This window comes from Devosia sp. (assembly GCF_028290625.1).
Lineage (GTDB): Bacteria > Pseudomonadota > Alphaproteobacteria > Rhizobiales > Devosiaceae > Devosia.
This window is the reverse complement of sequence record NZ_JAQGJM010000012.1, coordinates 73,890-91,300: the sequence shown is the minus strand read 5'-3', so window position 1 is coordinate 91,300 and position 17,411 is coordinate 73,890. Positions and strand designations below refer to the sequence as shown.

General features: G+C 63.6%; 17 protein-coding genes. 5 read left to right on the top strand and 12 right to left on the bottom strand.

What is annotated here, in order from left to right:
* Positions 1-45: 45 nt before the first annotated feature.
* From JWR51_RS06295 to JWR51_RS06275, 5 genes are read right to left on the bottom strand one after another with little or no spacing between them, the layout of a single operon-like run.
* Entirely contained in the window at positions 46-1,653 is a 1,608-nt protein-coding gene (locus tag JWR51_RS06295) for an ABC transporter substrate-binding protein (protein ID WP_299745208.1), read from the bottom strand.
* A gap of 25 nt (positions 1,654-1,678) precedes the next feature.
* A complete protein-coding gene (locus JWR51_RS06290; protein WP_299745206.1) occupies positions 1,679-2,791 on the bottom strand; it encodes a mandelate racemase/muconate lactonizing enzyme family protein in 1,113 nt (370 codons plus the stop codon).
* A 30-nt stretch (positions 2,792-2,821) separates the two neighbouring features.
* Positions 2,822-4,297: an NAD-dependent succinate-semialdehyde dehydrogenase gene (locus JWR51_RS06285; RefSeq protein ID WP_299745204.1), complete on the bottom strand. Its 1,476-nt coding sequence runs from the start codon at positions 4,295-4,297 to the stop codon at positions 2,822-2,824.
* Positions 4,294-5,541 (bottom strand): iron-containing alcohol dehydrogenase, encoded by a 1,248-nt coding sequence (locus JWR51_RS06280; protein ID WP_299745202.1) that lies wholly within the window; start codon positions 5,539-5,541, stop codon positions 4,294-4,296. Before JWR51_RS06280 ends, JWR51_RS06285 begins: the two co-directional genes overlap by 4 nt.
* The gene (locus JWR51_RS06275) at positions 5,538-6,566 is read right to left on the bottom strand and encodes an Ldh family oxidoreductase (RefSeq protein WP_299745200.1); all 1,029 of its coding nucleotides are present in this window, start codon (positions 6,564-6,566) and stop codon (positions 5,538-5,540) included. Before JWR51_RS06275 ends, JWR51_RS06280 begins: the two co-directional genes overlap by 4 nt.
* A 112-nt stretch (positions 6,567-6,678) precedes the next feature.
* Here JWR51_RS06275 and JWR51_RS06270 point away from each other — a divergent pair, with 112 nt between their 5' ends.
* Together JWR51_RS06270 and JWR51_RS06265 are read left to right on the top strand one after the other, a co-directional pair.
* On the top strand, positions 6,679-7,347 hold the full coding sequence (locus tag JWR51_RS06270) for a GntR family transcriptional regulator (RefSeq protein ID WP_299745198.1): 669 nt from the start codon (positions 6,679-6,681) through the stop codon (positions 7,345-7,347).
* 164 nt (positions 7,348-7,511) lie between these two features.
* Positions 7,512-7,718, top strand: coding sequence for an SMR family transporter (locus JWR51_RS06265; RefSeq protein ID WP_299745196.1), 207 nt, complete (start codon positions 7,512-7,514; stop codon positions 7,716-7,718).
* 256 nt (positions 7,719-7,974) lie between these two features.
* Here the strand turns inward: JWR51_RS06265 and JWR51_RS06260 are convergent, their stop codons facing one another.
* Together JWR51_RS06260 and JWR51_RS06255 are read right to left on the bottom strand one after the other, a co-directional pair.
* Positions 7,975-9,129, bottom strand: coding sequence for a sulfite oxidase (locus JWR51_RS06260; RefSeq protein ID WP_299745194.1), 1,155 nt, complete (start codon positions 9,127-9,129; stop codon positions 7,975-7,977).
* Positions 9,130-9,184: 55 nt separating this feature from the next.
* Positions 9,185-10,561, bottom strand: coding sequence for an FAD-binding oxidoreductase (locus JWR51_RS06255; RefSeq protein WP_299745192.1), 1,377 nt, complete (start codon positions 10,559-10,561; stop codon positions 9,185-9,187).
* A 222-nt stretch (positions 10,562-10,783) separates the two neighbouring features.
* Here JWR51_RS06255 and JWR51_RS06250 point away from each other — a divergent pair, with 222 nt between their 5' ends.
* The gene (locus tag JWR51_RS06250; RefSeq protein WP_299745189.1) at positions 10,784-11,785 is read left to right on the top strand and encodes an AraC family transcriptional regulator; all 1,002 of its coding nucleotides are present in this window, start codon (positions 10,784-10,786) and stop codon (positions 11,783-11,785) included.
* A gap of 3 nt (positions 11,786-11,788) precedes the next feature.
* Here the strand turns inward: JWR51_RS06250 and JWR51_RS06245 are convergent, their stop codons facing one another.
* Complete coding sequence (locus tag JWR51_RS06245) at positions 11,789-12,631, bottom strand: DMT family transporter (RefSeq protein ID WP_299745186.1); 843 nt, start codon at positions 12,629-12,631, stop codon at positions 11,789-11,791.
* A gap of 145 nt (positions 12,632-12,776) precedes the next feature.
* The gene (locus JWR51_RS06240) at positions 12,777-13,166 is read right to left on the bottom strand and encodes a cytochrome c family protein (RefSeq protein WP_299745183.1); all 390 of its coding nucleotides are present in this window, start codon (positions 13,164-13,166) and stop codon (positions 12,777-12,779) included.
* A 231-nt stretch (positions 13,167-13,397) separates the two neighbouring features.
* On the opposite strand from JWR51_RS06240, the gene JWR51_RS06235 reads away from it, so the two are divergent.
* Together JWR51_RS06235 and JWR51_RS06230 are read left to right on the top strand one after the other, a co-directional pair.
* Entirely contained in the window at positions 13,398-13,577 is a 180-nt protein-coding gene (locus tag JWR51_RS06235) for a hypothetical protein (RefSeq protein WP_299745181.1), read from the top strand.
* A gap of 8 nt (positions 13,578-13,585) precedes the next feature.
* Positions 13,586-14,608, top strand: a complete 1,023-nt coding sequence (locus JWR51_RS06230; protein WP_299745180.1) for a helix-turn-helix transcriptional regulator — start codon at positions 13,586-13,588, stop codon at positions 14,606-14,608.
* 39 nt (positions 14,609-14,647) lie between these two features.
* On the opposite strand, the gene phnE (JWR51_RS06225) is transcribed toward JWR51_RS06230, so the two are convergent.
* The 3 genes from phnE (JWR51_RS06225) to phnD form a co-directional block, all read right to left on the bottom strand.
* Positions 14,648-15,499, bottom strand: a complete 852-nt coding sequence (gene phnE, locus JWR51_RS06225; RefSeq protein WP_299745177.1) for a phosphonate ABC transporter, permease protein PhnE — start codon at positions 15,497-15,499, stop codon at positions 14,648-14,650.
* A gap of 2 nt (positions 15,500-15,501) precedes the next feature.
* Positions 15,502-16,398, bottom strand: a complete 897-nt coding sequence (phnE, locus tag JWR51_RS06220) for a phosphonate ABC transporter, permease protein PhnE (protein WP_299745174.1) — start codon at positions 16,396-16,398, stop codon at positions 15,502-15,504.
* A gap of 64 nt (positions 16,399-16,462) precedes the next feature.
* Positions 16,463-17,383 (bottom strand): phosphonate ABC transporter substrate-binding protein, encoded by a 921-nt coding sequence (phnD, locus tag JWR51_RS06215; protein WP_299745171.1) that lies wholly within the window; start codon positions 17,381-17,383, stop codon positions 16,463-16,465.
* Between the last annotated feature and the right edge of the window lie 28 nt (positions 17,384-17,411).

Sequence of the window (17,411 nt, the reverse complement as noted above, 5' to 3'; positions counted from 1 at the left end):
CACCGCGAGCAATGGCAGCGCGCCCCGTGGGCGCGCTGCCTGCTATCAGGCGACGCGACGCGCCTTGTTGAGCGACCAATAGGCAAAGCCGCTTTCGACCGGGAAGCCCAGATCGACGCGTGGATTGCGGGCGATCACGTAGCTCAGGGTGATGATCCCCAGGATTGGCAGATCCGTCAGGAGCTTCTTTTCGATCTCCTTGACGATCACCGTCCGCTTGTCGAAGTCGGGCTCGTCCTGCGCTTGTGTCAACAGATCATCGACGCCCGGGATGGTAACGCCATAATGGCTGAAATTGCCCTGTCCGGTGCCGTCCGCCTTGACTTCCGCCGCGGCCGAAACCTGCTGCAGGAAGACATTGAGCGGGATGGGCCCATAGCTCGACGAATTGAGCGGCATCGCATTCTTGTCGAGGCGGTTTTCGGCATGGAAGGTCGTGTGATCGATGATGTCGAGCGCCAGCGTGATGCCGACCGTGCGCAACTGCTCCTGGATGATCAGCATGATCGCCGAGTAGTCTTCGCGCTGGCTGGTATAGCAGGGTATCTCGACGCCGTTCGGAAAGCCGGCTTCGGCCAGCAGGGCCTTGGCCTTTTCCGGATCATATTTGTACTGCAGCTCGGGCGGCAGCTCTTCCTTGGTCACCGAACCCTCGAACCCGGAAGCGATGATGCCGACCATGGGCTTGGCCAGCGCGCCATAGGCGGAAGCCAATCCCTCATTGTCGATGGCATAGCGGATGGCTTGGCGAACGCGGATATCGTCCAGCGGCTTACGCGTCAGGTTGAGGTGCAGCATGTTGAAGCTACCCGGCGAGGTTGCGTCGAAGATCGTTTCCGCCGAACGTTGCTGCATCGTGGGAATCCAGCCCGGGGAGCGGACGCCCTCGATCATGTCCACCTGGCCCGAAGCAAAGGCCAGCGTGCGTGCCGTGGTGTCGGCGATGAACGAGACCACCACCTTGGCCGTTGCCGGCTGCTCGCCGAAGAATTCAGGATGGGCAGTCAGCGTTATGCCCTGGTTCTCGTTGACGCTTTCGACCTGGTAGACGCCGGTGCCGATCGGATCGGTGTTGAACCCGTCGCCCTTTTCCTCGAACGCCTTCTTGCTGAGGATCGAGGCCGTGAGCACCGACACGGCCGAGCCGTTGAACAGCGGATCGGGACGCTTGAGCGTAAACACGACAGTATAGGGGTCGGGCGCCTCGACGCCGGCAATGTTGCCGAACTGCACCTTGCCGCCGGTGACGATCTCGGGATCGAGATGGCGACCGAAGGTAAAGAGCACGTCTTCGGAGGTCATTTCGCCATAGCCTTTGTGGAACTGCACGCCCTGGCGCAGCTTGTAGGTCCAGGTCTTGGCGTCCGGCGAGCTTTCCCAGCTTTCGGCCAGGCTCGGCTCGAAATCCTCGGGCCGGACGGCGAACTTGCCATCCGGATTGCGCACCAGCGTGTTGAACACCTGGTAGATCGCCCAATTGTCACCACCGGTCAGGCCGGTTTGTTGTGGATTGACCCCGGTGGGTGCCCGCGCGGCGAGCGCAATGGTGATCACGTCCTCCTGGGCAAAGGTGGGGGCCACGTGTAGCCCGATGCCGGCGGCAGCGCCGGCAGCCCCGGCATTGATCAGAAAGCTTCTTCTCGACAGAGCCATAAGGTTTCTCCTCCCTTGGTGTGGCTTATGCGGAAATTGGTATGCTTCTCCGCTTGAGTTCTTCGGCATTGAATTGGGCGCCCAGGCCGGGCGCAGTCGGCACGTGGAAGAGCCCGTCGACCGGTTCGGACGGGTTGGTGAACACACTGCCGGCCCGTTCCCATCCGTCCGCCAGTTCGACTGGCTTGTTGAGATGCATGATGGTGGACAGCACGTGCAGGTTGGCCAGATGGCCCAACGATGGCTGCGTCTGGTGCGGCACCAGATCGACGCCATGGGCGTAGGCGATGGCGGCGCATTGCATGATGCCGGTAATGCCGCCCATCTTGACGATGTCGGGCTGCACCATGCGCACGCCGGCATTGATCAGGTCCTTGAGGCCCTGGAGCGTATAGGTCTGCTCGCCCGCCGAAACGGTGATGTCGAGCCGCTGGGCCACCTCGCCCATGGCGGAGATATGGTAGTGCTGCACCGGCTCCTCGAACCAGGTAAAGCCCAACTCCTCGAGTGCCCGGCCAACCCGCATCGCCCCGCCGACCGAATAGCCATTATTGGCATCGAACCCGAGCACGAAGTCGTCGCCCAGCGCCTTGCGCACGGCCTTGGCCTTGGCGATGTCGCCGGGAATATCCACGTCGAGCTTGGTGCGATCGCCATCCCAGCGGATTTTGACGGCAGCGGGCTTTTCCTTGGCAACCCGCCGTTCAACGACTTCTACCACCTGGTCGACCGTGCGCCAGGCATTGCCGCCCACGGAGGCATAGCAGGTCAGGCTGGTGCGCCACGCACCGCCCAGCAGCTTGTAGATCGGCTGGCCGAGCAGTTTGCCCTTGAGGTCCCAGAGCGCGATATCGAGCGCGGCCAGTGCGGCGGTCGTTGCCCCTTCCGGCCCCAGCTTGATGCATTTGTGATAAAGCGTATCCAGCAAGACGGCGTGGTCAAAAATGTCCTTGCCGATCAGGAACGGCGCCATGTCGGCGGCAATGATGACGAGGGAGGCACGCCCACCCTGCATCGGGGACGCTTCCCCCATGCCGAACTGGCCATCCTCGGTTTCGATCCGCACGAAAGCGGAGCGGTTATTTGGCTTGGTCTCGTCAAAAACTAACTGAAATGTCTCAACCTTGGTAATCTTCACTGCACGTCCTCCTCAGTGCCGCGCTGCTGGCTACCAGCTCACGGCGATATATTTGGTTTCGCAGAATTCCATGATCCCGTGATGGGCGCCCTCGCGGCCCAGCCCGCTCTGCTTGACCCCACCGAACGGGGCCGCGGGATCGGACACGAGGCCTCGATTGACACCGATCATGCCGCTTTCGAGGCGTTCGGAAACGCGCATGCCGCGCCCCACGTCGCGAGTGTAGACATAGGCGATGAGCCCATACTCGGTGTCATTGGCGGCCGCGACCGCCTCGTCTTCGCTGGCAAAGCTGGTGATGGCGGCAACCGGCCCGAAGATTTCCTCGCGGCTGATGCTGGCGGTTGCCGGCACATTGCTGATCACGGTGGGCGGGAAGTAAAAGCCTTCACCACCCGAGGCCTTGCCGCCGGTCAGCACTGTCGCGCCTTGCCCCACTGCGTCGTCGACCAGCCCACCGATACGGTCCACCGCATCCTGATTGATCAGCGGTCCACACTGGGTCTGCGCATCATACCCAGCGCCCACCTTCAGCGCCGCCATGCGCTGGACAAGTCCGGCGGAAAAGGCCTCCAGAATGCCGTCCTGCACGTAAAAGCGATTGGCGGCCGTGCAGGCTTCGCCGCCATTGCGCATCTTGGCAATCATGGCGCCGTCGAGCGCGGCGTCGAGGTCGGCGTCGTCGAACACAATGAACGGCGCATTGCCGCCCAGCTCCATCGAGCAAGAAATCACGGTATCCGCAGCCTCGTGCAGCAGCTTGCGCCCCACTTCGGTCGAGCCGGTAAAGGAGAGCTTGCGCACGCGACTATCGTGCAGCATGGCGCTGACGGTGGCGCCCGAACGCGACGTCGTCAGCACGTTGACAACGCCAGCGGGAACCCCGGCCTCGGCATAGATTTCGGCCAGCGCATAAGCCGTCAGTGGCGTTTCCGTCGCCGGCTTCAGCACCACCGTGCAGCCCGCGGCCAGCGCCGGAGCAATCTTGCGGGTGGCCATGGCGGCCGGGAAATTCCATGGCGTAACCAGGATCGATACGCCGATAGGCTGATGCTCCACCACGATCTTGTTGGCCCCGCTGGGAGCGGTGTAGATGTCGCCATTGAGGCGCACGGCCTCCTCGGAGAACCAGCGGAAGAACTCTGCCGCATAGCTCACTTCGCCCTTGGCGTCGCTGAGCGATTTGCCGTTTTCGAGGCTGATCAGCTCGGCCAGCATGTCGCGGCGGGAGATCATCAGTTCAAAGCAGCGGCGCAGGATTTCGGCACGCTGGCGCGGCGCCGTGGCAGCCCAGCCGGGACCGGCCTTGTGCGCAGCAGTAACCGCCGCCATCGCGTCTTCGATGCTCGCATCGGCGACCGAGGTGATCGTCTTGCCCGTCGATGGGTCGAGCACATCGATCCGGGCCTTGGCCGAGCCAGGCCGCCACTGCCCATCGATCCACAGATCCGACGGCAGCTTGGCCGGATCGAAGCTGAGGCCAACAAAGGGTGTGTGCTTGTTCATGCTGGTTCCTTGACTGTGCCGCGCAAGGCGGCGCGATCGCCCACGAAGGCGGCATTGACGAGTTGCGTCATGGATGCCGTGTCGAGCGGGCGCGGATTGTTCTTGATAAGGCGCGTCGCGCCCAACGCGGCTTCCGCCGTCCAGGTTAAATCTTCTTCGCGGAGGCCGAGATCCTTGAGGGTTTTCGGAATGCCCACTGCGGCGAACAGCGCAGCTACCGCGTCAATGGCCGCCGAAGCCTTCTTGGCCTGGTCCATCCCTGCACTCGCCACGCCCATGGCATCGGCGATCTCGGCCATTTCGGCCTCGGCGTGGGAGCGGTTGAACTCCAGCACATAGGGCATCATGACCGCCACCCCGGCCCCGTGCGGCGTGTGGGTCAGCGCGCCAACCGGATATTGCACCGCATGGGCGGCGGCGGTGCCAGCTGTGCCAAAGGCGAGGCCGGCAAGGGTCGCACCCATCATCAGCCGCTCACGGGCGCCATGGTCCGCGCCGTTATCATAGGCGGCCTTGAGACTTCCAGAGATCAGCCGGATCGCCTGCAGCGCGTACTGATCGGAGAACGCATTCTTGCCGACGAAGACATGCTCATGCACGGTCTGCGCATCCGCCGCGCGGCGCAGCGTGGTGAACGCTTCGATCGCGTGGGTCAGCGCATCGGCACCCGATACCGCCGTCAGTCCGGGGGGGCATGTATAGGTCAGCTCCGGATCGCAGATCGCCGTATGGGGAATGAGATGGGGGCTGGCAATTCCCACCTTAACGGCGCGGTCCGGATCGGCGATCACTGCGACGGGCGTGACTTCCGACCCCGTGCCTGCCGTCGTCGGCACCGCCACCAGCGGCAGGATTGGTCCTGGAATCTTGAACTCGCCATAGTAATCGGACGGCTGTCCGCCATGGCTGAGCAGCAGGGCAATCATCTTGGCCGCGTCGAGGCAACTGCCGCCGCCAACGCCCACGACGACATCGGCACCAAAGCGCTTGCCATGCTCGAGACCGTCGAGAATGCAGGAAGCCGGCAGTTCCGCGACGGTGCGGTCATAAACATCCACCGCAATACCCGCCTGCCGCAACTGATCGACCATGGTGTTGAACTCGACCGCGCCGGCGAACCGTTCGTCGGTCACCAGCAGCGCCCGCTTGCCGAGCGGTGCCACGTAGCCCGCCAACGCGGCCCGCTGGCCGGCGCCGAACACGAGATTGCGCGGCAAGCGCGATGCGGCAAAAATAGGGGTCATGATAGGACGTGCTGCTGTTGTTGAATGGGGCCATCGGCCAGTTGCTGAAGCCGCGCCCAGACGGGATCGGCGATGACTACGCCGTCCGTCAGTCGGGCGGCACGATTGGCCCGGCCGCGCTCACCGGGCACCAGCACCGCGTCGAACCCGGCGGCCGGTTCAGCCGAGCGGATAATGTCGAGATAGGCCGAGAGACCCGCCACGCGGGGCCCGTCGATGACGATGAACACATCGCCCTTGTTACACAGCCGAGTGGTGTCGAGCGTCCCATGCACATCGGTGCCCAAAGCGGCGCCCGAAAGGCTGGCCACCAACAGCTCGAAGGCCAGGCCCAGCGCATAGCCCTTGGCCTCGCCGAATGGCGCAATGGCGCCGCGTTTGGCCGCCTCGGCGTCGGTGGTAGGGTTGCCGTCGGCGTCGAGCGCCCAACCTTCGGGAATGGCCTGTCCCCGATTGGCGCGGTCGTGGATTTCCCCCATCGAGACCACGCTGGTTGCGGTATCCATCACGAACGGATCGGTTTCGCCGGTCGGAATGCCGATGGCTATGGGATTGGTGCCGACCAAGGCCTTGCGCCCACCCCAGGGATGAACCAGGGCCTCGCTGGTCGACAGCACGATCGCGGCCTGACCCTCGCGAGCCACCCGCTCGGCATACCAGGCGAGCATGCCGATATGCTGCGCATTGGCGACTGCCGCTATGGCAATGCCCGAATGGCGCGCCCGTTCCTGTATCCGGGCCAGCGCGGCGTTGGCAACGATCGGGCCCAGGCCCTGCCGCCCGTCGACGGCCAGATAACTGCTACCCTGCCAGGTGTGGATGCCCGTCACATGTGGATCGGCCAATCCGGCCTCGATCCGCTGCACGATGCGCTCCAGTCGCAACAGGCCATGCGAGGGCACGCCGCGCAGTTCCGCGTCGAGCCAGAGATCGACCTGGACCACCGCGCTGGGCGCAGGCACGCCCGCCCTGACCAGGGCGCGCTCGGCGGTTTGACGGATTTGATCGGCGGCAAGAAGCGGCAAGATATAAAATCCGATCGGATATCTGATTGAACCGGGCGGACTATGGTGCTATCGCAAAGGCACGTCAATAGCTGGTATGGAAGAAGCGATTTTGGTCATCAGTGAGAAGCGAATGGTGCCGTCGACACAGCTCAAGCGTCCCACGCGACTGGGCGATGAAGTCTACAACGCCATCTATTCGCAGTTGATGTCGCGCCAGATCACGCCCGGTGGCCGCATTTCGGTGGACCGGCTGGTGCGCGAACTTGGCGTCTCGCAAACGCCGATCCGCGAAGCCCTATCACGGCTTGAAGCCCAGGGCCTGGTGGTCAAGGCCCACCTCATCGGCTACAGCGCCGCCGACCAGCTAGACAGTGCGCGGCTTCATCAACTCTATGAGTTGCGCCTGCTGCTCGAGCCGTTTGCCGCGGGCCGGGCCGCACTGAGCATGACCGAGGAGGCGCACGCCGCCCTGATCAAGCTTGCCGGCGAAATGCAGGCCGGCGAAACCGGGCCACAAGTGGAGGCCTATAGCCGCTTCGCCCAACTCGATAGCGAGTTTCACGACCTGATCGCCCACGCGAGCGGCAATGAACTCGTGCAGGAGACGCTGGCAAACCTGCATACCCACGTCCACCTGTTCAGGCTGTTCTACCACGCCCGCGCCACTGCCGATGCCATTCAGGAGCACCAGCAGATCATCGAGGCGCTGATCCGCCGCGACCCGCAGGCGGCCGAAATCGCAATGCGCCACCACATCGAGCGCTCCCGCGGCCGCTTCGCCAGCGCCTTCTCGCGCTGATCGCCGACTGCCTCGCGCAGTCTCATAACAGCGGCATCTTCGTCAGCTATAAAGACCGTTCGACTTAGGGTGTCCGTCTCGCCGCCGCCCAGGCCGGAATTTTGCTTGCCGCCCGAGCGCCCACGATGGCATCCGCTAGTCCCGCCGCAATCACCGGACCAAGCTTGAAGCCATGGCCGGAACAGGCGCTGAGCACCCATCCGGCGCCGCCCATGGGCACCGGCTATGCGGTCTGGACCGGCATCGGCGCCGCCGGCAGCGCAATCCTCGGCACCGCCGTCCTGGGCGATTTCGCCGCGCCAATGCAGATCTGCTGCATTCTTCTCATCCTGGGCAGGGTCATTGGCCTGCGGCTGGTTTCTGCAGGCTGATCGACAATTCCAGGATGGCCTATCCCTCAGACGGTCCCGCCGGGGTCACTGTGATCAACTCCAACCCCGGAGATTATGAAGCGCGATAGCGCCTCCAAATAACCGGCATCGGCCTTCTCGCGGGGAAACCATCGGCCGGGCTCCGGGCTCGTTCGAAGCCTTCGTGGCGAAAAACGCCGCGCTGTGGAAGGTCTCATGATCGAGAGGCGCCGGCGCCGAGGCGGCTCTCGACGCTAGCGCGTTCCCGCAAGGACGTTCAGTTGATGCTGATGCGCCGTGTTACCTGACCGTTGCTTTCCCAATAGGTATGCTTTTTCGCAATGATCGGATCGTCCATCGCCGGCTGGACCATTCCGGCCGTGTCGAACGCCCGCGAGGTCACGGTGTGTTCGCCCGACGGTGGGCTGGGCCAGTCGAGCGACCAGATTTTCCAGGCATGGTCTGCCGTTTCGCTCTCATCCACAGTCGCGGGTGACCATGGTCCGTCATCGATTTGGACTTCGACATGATCGATCGGCGCGCCCCAGGCCGCCCCGACGATCCGATAGTCCGAACCGACCTGGGTGACCCGTGCCGGAGCCGATTTCAGGCGGGCGCGGCCGACCGAGGTTTCGGCCCATACGGATTCGCCGTTATGCTCCTCCTCGCGGATGGTGACATAGTCGCGGCCCATCAGCAGGCTGGTGAAGCGCCGGTCGCGCAGTTCGATGCGTTTCAGCCATTTGGCATTGGCGATCCCGTACCAACCCGGCGCGATCAACCTGAGCGGAAACCCGTTGGCTGCGGGCAGGGCCTCGCCGTTCATTTCGTAGCAGAGGATGTTGTCGGGGCTCATGGCATCTTGCAGCGACATGCTGCGGGCGAAATTCTGGGTGAATTTCATGTCGCGGATTTCGATCTCGCCGGCATCCGCGCCCCAGAACACCACCTCGATGCCCTCATCGAGTACCCCTGCTTCCTCGAGAATCGGGGCGAGCGGTGTTCCAGCCCATCGGGCATTGCCGATGCCGCCGGTGAAGAAGGGAAACCCATGATTTCCCGAGCATTCGACGGTGAACACAACCTCCTGGCGCGGGCGGGCCATGATGTCCTCCAGCGTCAGGCTCAAGGGCTTTTTGACCAGCCCGTCCACGTCCAGCTTCCAGGCGGCCTGATCGATGATCGGCCGGTCGAAGTGGGAGATCGAGAAAAACTTGTCATTGGGGGTGATCCAGGAATCCAGATCCTCCCAGACCAATTGCGTCTGTACGCCTATCGGCTCGAGATTTTCCGTGGGCTGATCGAGCCAGGGAATGACGGTTTCGCCTTGCCGCAGCGGAAACGCATAGGCTTGGGACGACTGCAGCAAGGCCACGGCCGTCAGCGCGGCGCTACCCTGGATGATAAAATCTCTACGTGCGATGTCATGCATGATTGCGTCTCCTCCGGTATCGATGATCCAATTTGCGATGCCCCGGCGAGCGTTGCTAATGGGCCGGTCGAACGTTCTGGTTCACGCGGAACAAGTTCCGTGGATCGAACTTGGCCTTCAGCATGGCGAGCCTGGGATAGTTGTCGCCATAGGTCGCGCGCAGCCGCTCCTCGCCTTCGTCGTCCATCATGAAGTTCGGATAGCCGCCATCAAGGTTGTATTGGTGGACGTCCTGCCAATAGGCCCGAGCCCAGGTCTTGAGGGCACCGGCTTGGCCTGCGTCGGGGGCGATCGCGGCGATCACCATCGACCAGGTGGCGTCGCGGCAGTTCCAGGCCGTGTCGCCCTTCGCCTTGCGATGCACCGCGCCGTCGATCGGATAGAGGTGCATGAGGCATTCGTCGGTGGGTGCCTGCGCAATATGGGCGATATGAGCCTCGATGGCCGCATCCGGCAGCGCTTTGACGAAGTCCCCTTTCCAGTACCATTGCAGGCCCTTGGGATAGAGGGCGTCGAACATGCTCTGCAGGGCAGGATATGGCATCGGTCCAGCCCAGTCGAACAGCGGCGTTGGCAGGGCCTGGCGTACCGCGTCGACGGCGGCCTTGGCCTCATCGCCATTATGGGCGGCAAGGAGGATGCACATCCGCTTGCCCCAATGCTCGCGCGGAAACGGCTCCCCGCTCGGGATCGTCTGCAAGCCCAGCCAGATGCAGAAGTCCTCGGGTGCGCTGGCCTGGAACTGGCGATACCAGGCCATGACGGTGGCGGCTTCGGACAGGTCGAAAACGATGGGTCCGCCATACACATCCTGGGCTGGATGGGTGCGGAACAGAAAGCTGGTCACCACGCCGAAATTGCCGCCACCACCGCGCAGCGCCCATAGCAGATCGGTATTCTGCGCCTCGCTGGCCGTCACGAAGCTGCCATCGGCAAGCACCACATCGGCCTCGATCAAGCTGTCGATCGTCAATCCATATTGCCGGCTGAGATAACCGTGGCCGCCACTCAGCGTCAGGCCGGCTACCCCGGTGGTCGAAATGATGCCGAACGGTACGGCCCGGCCGAATGCATGGGTCGCGTGATCGACGTCGCCAGTGGTGCAGCCCGGCTCGACGCGGACCGTGTTGTCGGCGGGGTTCATGCGCACGCCCTTCATCATCGACAGATCGATCACCAGCCCATCATCGACACTGCCAAAGCCTGGTCCATTGTGGCCACCGCCCCGGATGGCAATGGCGAGTTCGTTGTCGCGGCCAAAATTGACGGCCTCGATGACGTCGCCGACGTCCGAGCATCGGGCGATCATCAATGGCCGCTTGTCGATCATGCCGTTATAGAGCTTGCGGGCCTCCTCGTAGTCCGCATGCCCGCCATCGAGCACCGCACCGCGATGGCCCGCTGCAAACCTGTTGATCGTTTCGGTGTCCATGGCCTTTCCTCCTCCTCCGGCAGGCTCTCGCCGGCGTGATGCTAGGCCCGGGGCAGCGGCCGCAAAATGCCCGATCGTCCCGTTTCATTGCTCCGGCGTCCTGCCCTGCGGCAGTGCCGGGGAGGCTGCGCCTTGTCCCGGGACCCATTGGGGGATAGTTTGCTAGGGTTGGAGGGGTTGGCGCGTCAGAAGCCGGGGCCCTTCCATCGGAGGCCGGAGACCATGGATGTTCTCTCCGATGTACTCGCGGCGGTGCGGCTGACCGGCGCGATCTTTTTCGACAACACTTTTCGCGAACCCTGGGTGGCCGAGACGCCCAAGGCCTCTGCGGTTGCGGCTTCTGTCATGCCGACTTCGCAATATGTCTTCTTTTTTCACACCGTCATCGAAGGATCATGCTGGGCCGAGCTGATCGATGGCCCCGACGAGCCGCTTCGGCTTCATGCCGGCGACATCGTCGCCTATCCCATGGACGATGCGCACGCTCTGTGCTCGACGGTCGGGATGCGGGCCAAGCCGGACCTGGCGGTCTATCATAATCCGATCGACAGGCAGCTTCCCTACATCGTCAATGATGGCTCGGGCGCCGGCACATGCCGCTTCATCTGCGGCTATTTGGGCTGCGATATCAGGCCATACAATCCATTCATCAGGTCGTTGCCGCGGGTCTTGCACGGGCGGGGGACGGCCGCGCAAGGCTGGCTCATCGATCTGGTGCACCACGCCGTTTCGGAAACCCAGGGCCCCCGCCCTGGGGGAGAGATCGTGCTGGCCAGGCTTGCCGAGCTGCTTTTCGTCGAGGTGATCCGCCAGTATGTCGATACCCTGCCGGCGGAGTCGCGCGGCTGGCTTTCGGGCCTGCGTGACCCGCAAGTCGGTCACGCCCTGCGCCTCATCCATGGACAGCCCCTGGAGAACTGGACCCTGGAAAGCCTGGCGCGGGCCGTCGGTTCGTCCCGCTCGGTCTTTGCGGATCGTTTCGCCCACTACACGAGCGACACGCCGATGCTGTACATCGCGCGCTGGCGCATGCAACTGGCGGCCCGGCGGTTGGAGAACCCGGCGATCAGCATTGCGCAGGCGGGCGCCGAAGTGGGATACGAATCCGAGGCCGCATTCAACCGCGCCTTCAAGAAGCTGGTCGGATTACCGCCCGGCACATGGCGAAAGGGCCGCCTTGCTTTGGCTGCGGTCAGCCCGGTGCTGCGGTCTCGGCCCGATTAGACATCAAGGGGTTCGACTGGCCTTGGCTCTACGCTGGTTGGCGGCGAGCAGGGCCAGTGCGACACCGCCGAGAATGCCCGCCGAGGAAAACAGCAGCCGGCCAGTCAGCTGTTCCCCGATAAACACCACGCCGCCAGCAGCGGCAATTGCCGGCACGGTCAGTTGGATAAACGCGGCGCTGGTCCGGGTTAAACCGGGCAGCACGGCGTACCATATTGCATACCCCACCCCGGAGGCGACGGCTCCCGAAGCGATCGCGTGGGCTAGCCCGGCCGTTGTGCTTGTGTGCGTCATGTTTCCCGCGATTGCCAGCACCACGGCAATTGGCAGGCATCGGATGAAGTTCCCCGCCGTATCATCCAGCGGTGCCCGCGAGCCGCGGCCCATTACCGAGTAAGCCGCCCAGCACAGCCCCGCCCCAACCATCAACACAGTGCCCAGCAATGGAGGCGCCACCAGTCCGGGAGCCACGAGGAACACAAGGGCCACAAGGGCGACGCCCAATCCGAGCCACTCCGGCACACTCGGCCTGTCGCCTTTCAGAATAGCCCAGGCCAGCATGCCGATCTGTACACTGGCGAACAGGATGAGGGCGCCGGTTGCCGCGCCGAGCATGAGATAGGCGATCGAGAAGGCCAAGGCATAACCAAGCAAGGCCGCGGCGCCCCACCAACTGCCGCTAACCACCATCGCGAAACGGCCGGTCTTGGGCCTCCGAACATAGACGATTGCGGCCAGTGTGACGGCCCCGGATATGAGACGCACGCTGGTATAGCCCATGGCGCTCATATCGCCCGCTCCAAGCGCCAGCCGCGCCAGGACCGAATTGGCCGCAAACGCAATCATAGCCACCGTCGCGAGCACTGCGACTCTCAACGCTTGGTTCCTTTGCTGGCCCGAACCGCAGCATAGCTCGGCGATACAAACGGGGCCAGCAGCAGGCCGGTTTGAACTGCGGTCGGCGCAACGGCGCTCATTGCTGCCGCGGCGACTATTGGGCCGGCGGCGGGGAGAAGGTGGCGAGATAGGCGATGACGTTGGCAACATCGTCGGGGTTGCGCAGCCCGGTGAAGCCCATGGTCGAGCCATTGACCACGCTGCGCGGCTTGGTGATGAACTTGCTGAGCGTCTCGATATTCCAGACCACGCCAGCCAGGCCGGCCTCAATCATGGCGTCCGAATACTTGAACCCCTCGACCGAAGCCGCGGGCCGGTCGATCAGGCTGGCGAGCCCAGGGCCTTGCTTGGTGCTTTCATCCACAGTGTGGCAGCCGGCGCATCTGTCGCCGAACATCTGCTCGCCCAGCGTCACGTCGCCCTGGGCCAACGCCCCTCCGGCACTCACCATGAGGGCGGCAATTGCGATCGCAGTCCGAACCATCTCACGACCTCCCTGATTGGCCTCGCGACCGAAATCAGCTCCCGGACCGTCGGGTCATCACGGAGCAATATAGAACAACCCGGCACAGTCACCAAGACCGCGTTGCCAGGGCCGCACCGCCTCGGGTGTCCTCCCCCGAGGGCCAAATCGCCCCATGTCGTCCGCGCGCATGACAAGCAAGGCCGCAGGTCCGTGACAGGATGCGTCAGATGCCAATGTCAGGAGGACGCAATGGACATGTCCAGCCTCATCGCCGCCAACATGCCAGCCAAGTCCACTCCGCCGCGGATGGATGCCAAGGCTGAGGACCGGTATTACGCCAGCCAGCTTGAGCTGCCGCAGCCGAATTTCAGAGTGCTGGGGTCAATCGCCATGACGGCGGTGGCGATCCTCATCGTTATCGGCACCTGAGCCAATCCATGCAGCGCCAGACCGGCAGTGCTATGGTGGGAGCCGACATTTTCGGAGGTCGCGGCATGGACGGCAGCGAGGATGACAGGGCCGCGATCCTTGCAGTGCTTCGCGCCGAGACTGAGGCCTGGCTGCAGCGGGACTTCGAGGCCCTGGCCAGCCATTGGGTGCAGTCGCCACAAACCCGACGGATGGAGGCGTTTGCTTCCCTCGGTGTCCGCGTTGATGAAGGCTGGGACGCCATCGCCGCGCGGCTAAAGAAAATCGTCGAGCGATTTCCCGAGCAGCAGCCCTTTGCCGGTCGCGTGCGCTGGGAAAAGGTCAATGTCGTGGTCAATGGTAACATGGCCTGGGTGACCTATGACCAGATCGGCAGCGATACCGGCGAGGATCGCAAGCGCCAGCTCAAAATTCTCCACCGGATGGATGGCACCTGGAAGATCGCCTGCATGGTGCTGATGGAAAGCAATATCGAGGAGCAGACTTGTCCACTCATCGAGGTCGACGCCGATGCGCGCATCGTCTGGATCAACCGTATGGCACGCGAACGCATCGGCGACCACGAGGGGCTCGTCATCTCCGCCGACCATCTGCGCGCCCGCCGGCGCGACCGCGATCCAGCATTACGGGAGGCGGTGCATTTAGCTTTTGACGAATTGCAGAGCCAGCGTCCGCTCAGCGTCGTACCAAAGCAAGCCTGGGCCGTGGCACTGGGCGAGGATACGGCAGGCGTGCCGCTCCATTGTTGGGTTTTGCTTGAGGACGGCAAGACGTTAGTGTCGTTCGACGATGCCCAGACTTTGACCCGCCGGATCGAGAGAGCGCGGGAAATCTACGGTCTCTCCCCGGCCCAGGTCCGGCTCGCCCGGCTCATCGTCGAAGGTCACGACCTCGCTGTCGCGGCAGATCACCTATCCGTCAGCGTCAATACGCTCCGGACCCAGTTGCAACGGATCTTCGACAAGACCGGCGTCCGCAACCAGGCGGCGCTCGTTCGCAGCCTGCTCAGCGTTGACGTACCAACTGGGTAGCGTCGACGCCCCTTCCTAATCGCCGCTTCGCCAGCCGGATCAGACTTGCGGGGCGGCGTCGATCAGCTTTGTGCGGATGCGTCGGGAGAGGTTGTCGATCACCGCCACTGTCACCAGGATCATCAGGATGATGAAGGCGGCCTCGTCCCAATTGTTGATACGGATGCGGTCGGAGAGTTGCAGGCCGATGCCACCGGCCCCCACAATGCCAAGGATCGTCGCGGAGCGGACATTGCCCTCGAAGAAATAGAGCAAGTGGCTGAGCATCACCGGGAAGACCTGCGGAAACACGCCCAGCCGCAGCGTCTGCACCGGGCTGGCCCCCGCCGAACGGACACCCTCGATCTGCTTGCGTTCGACATTCTCGATAGCCTCGGCAAACAGCTTGGAGAACACCATCACATCCGACACGGCGATCGCCAGCACGCCCGCAAAGGGGCCCATGCCCACGGCGCTGACGAAGATCAGGGCCCAGACCAGGCTATCGATGCCGCGCAAGGTATCGAAGCCGCGCCGCAGCGAGAAATGAAACAGCCAGTTGGGAACCACGTTCTTGGCGCCGAGAAAGCCGAGCGGCAGCGCCACCACGGCCGCCACGACCGTGCCCAAAAAGGCCATGGCCAGCGTTTCCATCATCGCATAGGCGTGCTCCCAGAAGACGCCGCCATCGCTGGGCGGCCACATGAAGCGGACGAGGAAACCGAGCTTGCCCAACCCATCCCAGATACGGGTCGGCGAGGCGTTGATCCACCAGAGGCCGAAACCCAGCAGGGCGAAGCAGGCGGCCCACAGGCCCCAGTCGCGCAGCCGCGCCGCGAGTGGGCGGGTAAACACCTGAGGGTGGGCCTGCTGGAGGGCCTTGAGGCGGTCGGCGGAAATGGCGGTGGTCATGGTCATTGCCCCTTGCCCAGATCGTGCCCGATCAGGCGATGGCGGATGGATTCGCAGGTGATGTCGATCACCGCGGTCGTGGCGATCAGCAGCAGCATGATGGCGCTGATATCGGGATATTCGAACTGGCGGATGGCGAGGTAGAGATCCTCGCCGATGCCGCCGGCCCCGACCACGCCGAGCACCGCGGCGCCGCGCACATTGATCTCGAAGCGCAGCAGCAGATAGCTGGCATAATTGGGCAAGGCCTGTGGCACCACGGCCAGGCGCATGATCATCGGCCAGGAGCCGCCCGCGGCGCGCACACCGTCGATCGGGCGCTCATCGACGTTCTCGTTGACCTCGGCAAAGAGCTTGCCCAGCGAGCCGGCAGTATGGACGGCGATGGCCAGCACGCCGGCGAAGGGGCCGAGGCCGAAGGCGTAGACAAAGATCAGCGCGAACACCAGTTCGGGCACCGTGCGCAGGAACTCCAGGGTGCGGCGGCTGATGAAACACAACGCCTTGTTGGGCGCCAGATTGCTCGAGGCGAAAAAGCAGAGGGCGAGCGCAACCACGCCGCCAAGCACGGTGCCGACAAAGCTCATCAGCACGGTTTCGACCAGCAGGCGCAGCCAATAGCGAATGCCCCAGTACCACTCGGCGATATCGGCGCCCAGGGTTTCCCAGCGTAGGGTGGGGAAGGTGCCGTAGATATAATTCCATGCCTTGGGCAGGCCGTTCATAAGCTTGGACGGGTTGAAGTCGCTGACCTGCATCGAGCCAACCACTGCACCGGCGAACAGCACGAGATAGAGCAGCGTCCAGAGCCCCCGCGTGCGGCGTTCGGTCTGGTAGCGGTGCTCGAAATCGGCGATCCGGCTGCTGCTGGTGCCGGCCAGGGCGTGGGCATGGGTCATTGCGTACACTCCAATAAGCAATCGGCACGGAACCGCTGGGGTCCGTGCCGATCGAGGGTTTGGCTTAGTTGGCGTTAGCGCGACGCTGTTTAGCGTTGTATTCGGTGATAGCGATCACATCGAGATAGTCTTCGTGCTTGGCCGGGGCATAACCCTTGGAATTGCCCGAAGTGTAGGCTTCGAACGCTGCCGGATCGGCCTCGGGGAAGGCGAAGACGGCGTTGGTGAACGCGGTCTTGAGCTCTTCGGGCAGGTCGGTGCGCATCACCGTCGGCGAATTCGGAATGAGCGGCGAGGTCCAGATGATGCGGGTGGAACCGGCCGGGATCATGCCCTTTTCCACCATGCGGGGAATATTGCCGCTGTGATCGTTGGTCTGGTGGGTCGCAACAGCCTCGAAGGTGCCGGCGAGCAGGGCGATGACGCTCTGCTCATGACCGCCCGAGAAGGCGGTTTCGCTGAAATATTCGTCGGCGCTCGTACCCAGCACGGTCGAGAGATAATAGGACGGAACCGCATAGCCCGAGGTCGAATTCGGATCGGCAAAGGCGAAGGATTTGCCCTTGATGTCTTCGAGCGTCTGGTAAGGACTGTCGGCACGTACGGCGATCACCGAATAGTAGCCGAGGGCACCTTCCTTATCGCGCTGCACCGCGACGGGAGTCACGAGGTCGCCCATCACTTTGCGAGCGAGGGCATAGTTGGCCGGGCCGATCGAGGCGAACTGGATCTGGCCGGCGCGCATGGCTTCGATGACCGCCGCATAGTCGGTGCCGCGCACGATGCTGACCGGAACGCCGAGCGTGCGGCTCAGGTAGTCGGCATATCCCTGGGTGCGGGCGATGGCGTCGGTCTCGTTTTCGCCCGAGGAAATGCCGATGCTGAGTTCGGGATACTGCTGCTTCCAGTCCTGGGCGAGGGCAGGGGAGATGATGGCAGCCGCCATCACTGCGGCCGCAATGGTGCGGCGCATGAACATGTTCATGATCGTAGGCTCCGGGGGTTTATGTCGT

What these genes read in the sequence shown, in the direction of transcription:
- JWR51_RS06295 (WP_299745208.1), bottom strand. Translation starts at nt 1,653, where the DNA reads ATGGCTCTGTCGAGAAGAAGCTTTCTGATCAATGCCGGGGCTGCCGGC.
- JWR51_RS06285 (WP_299745204.1), bottom strand. Translation starts at nt 4,297, where the DNA reads ATGAACAAGCACACACCCTTTGTTGGCCTCAGCTTCGATCCGGCCAAG.
- JWR51_RS06280 (WP_299745202.1), bottom strand. Translation starts at nt 5,541, where the DNA reads ATGACCCCTATTTTTGCCGCATCGCGCTTGCCGCGCAATCTCGTGTTC.
- JWR51_RS06270 (WP_299745198.1), top strand. Translation starts at nt 6,679, where the DNA reads ATGGTGCCGTCGACACAGCTCAAGCGTCCCACGCGACTGGGCGATGAA.
- JWR51_RS06260 (WP_299745194.1), bottom strand. Translation starts at nt 9,129, where the DNA reads ATGCATGACATCGCACGTAGAGATTTTATCATCCAGGGTAGCGCCGCG.
- JWR51_RS06255 (WP_299745192.1), bottom strand. Translation starts at nt 10,561, where the DNA reads ATGGACACCGAAACGATCAACAGGTTTGCAGCGGGCCATCGCGGTGCG.
- JWR51_RS06250 (WP_299745189.1), top strand. Translation starts at nt 10,784, where the DNA reads ATGGATGTTCTCTCCGATGTACTCGCGGCGGTGCGGCTGACCGGCGCG.
- JWR51_RS06245 (WP_299745186.1), bottom strand. Translation starts at nt 12,631, where the DNA reads ATGATTGCGTTTGCGGCCAATTCGGTCCTGGCGCGGCTGGCGCTTGGA.
- JWR51_RS06240 (WP_299745183.1), bottom strand. Translation starts at nt 13,166, where the DNA reads ATGGTTCGGACTGCGATCGCAATTGCCGCCCTCATGGTGAGTGCCGGA.
- JWR51_RS06235 (WP_299745181.1), top strand. Translation starts at nt 13,398, where the DNA reads ATGGACATGTCCAGCCTCATCGCCGCCAACATGCCAGCCAAGTCCACT.
- JWR51_RS06230 (WP_299745180.1), top strand. Translation starts at nt 13,586, where the DNA reads ATGCAGCGCCAGACCGGCAGTGCTATGGTGGGAGCCGACATTTTCGGA.
- phnE (WP_299745177.1), bottom strand. Translation starts at nt 15,499, where the DNA reads ATGACCACCGCCATTTCCGCCGACCGCCTCAAGGCCCTCCAGCAGGCC.
- phnE (WP_299745174.1), bottom strand. Translation starts at nt 16,398, where the DNA reads ATGACCCATGCCCACGCCCTGGCCGGCACCAGCAGCAGCCGGATCGCC.
- phnD (WP_299745171.1), bottom strand. Translation starts at nt 17,383, where the DNA reads ATGAACATGTTCATGCGCCGCACCATTGCGGCCGCAGTGATGGCGGCT.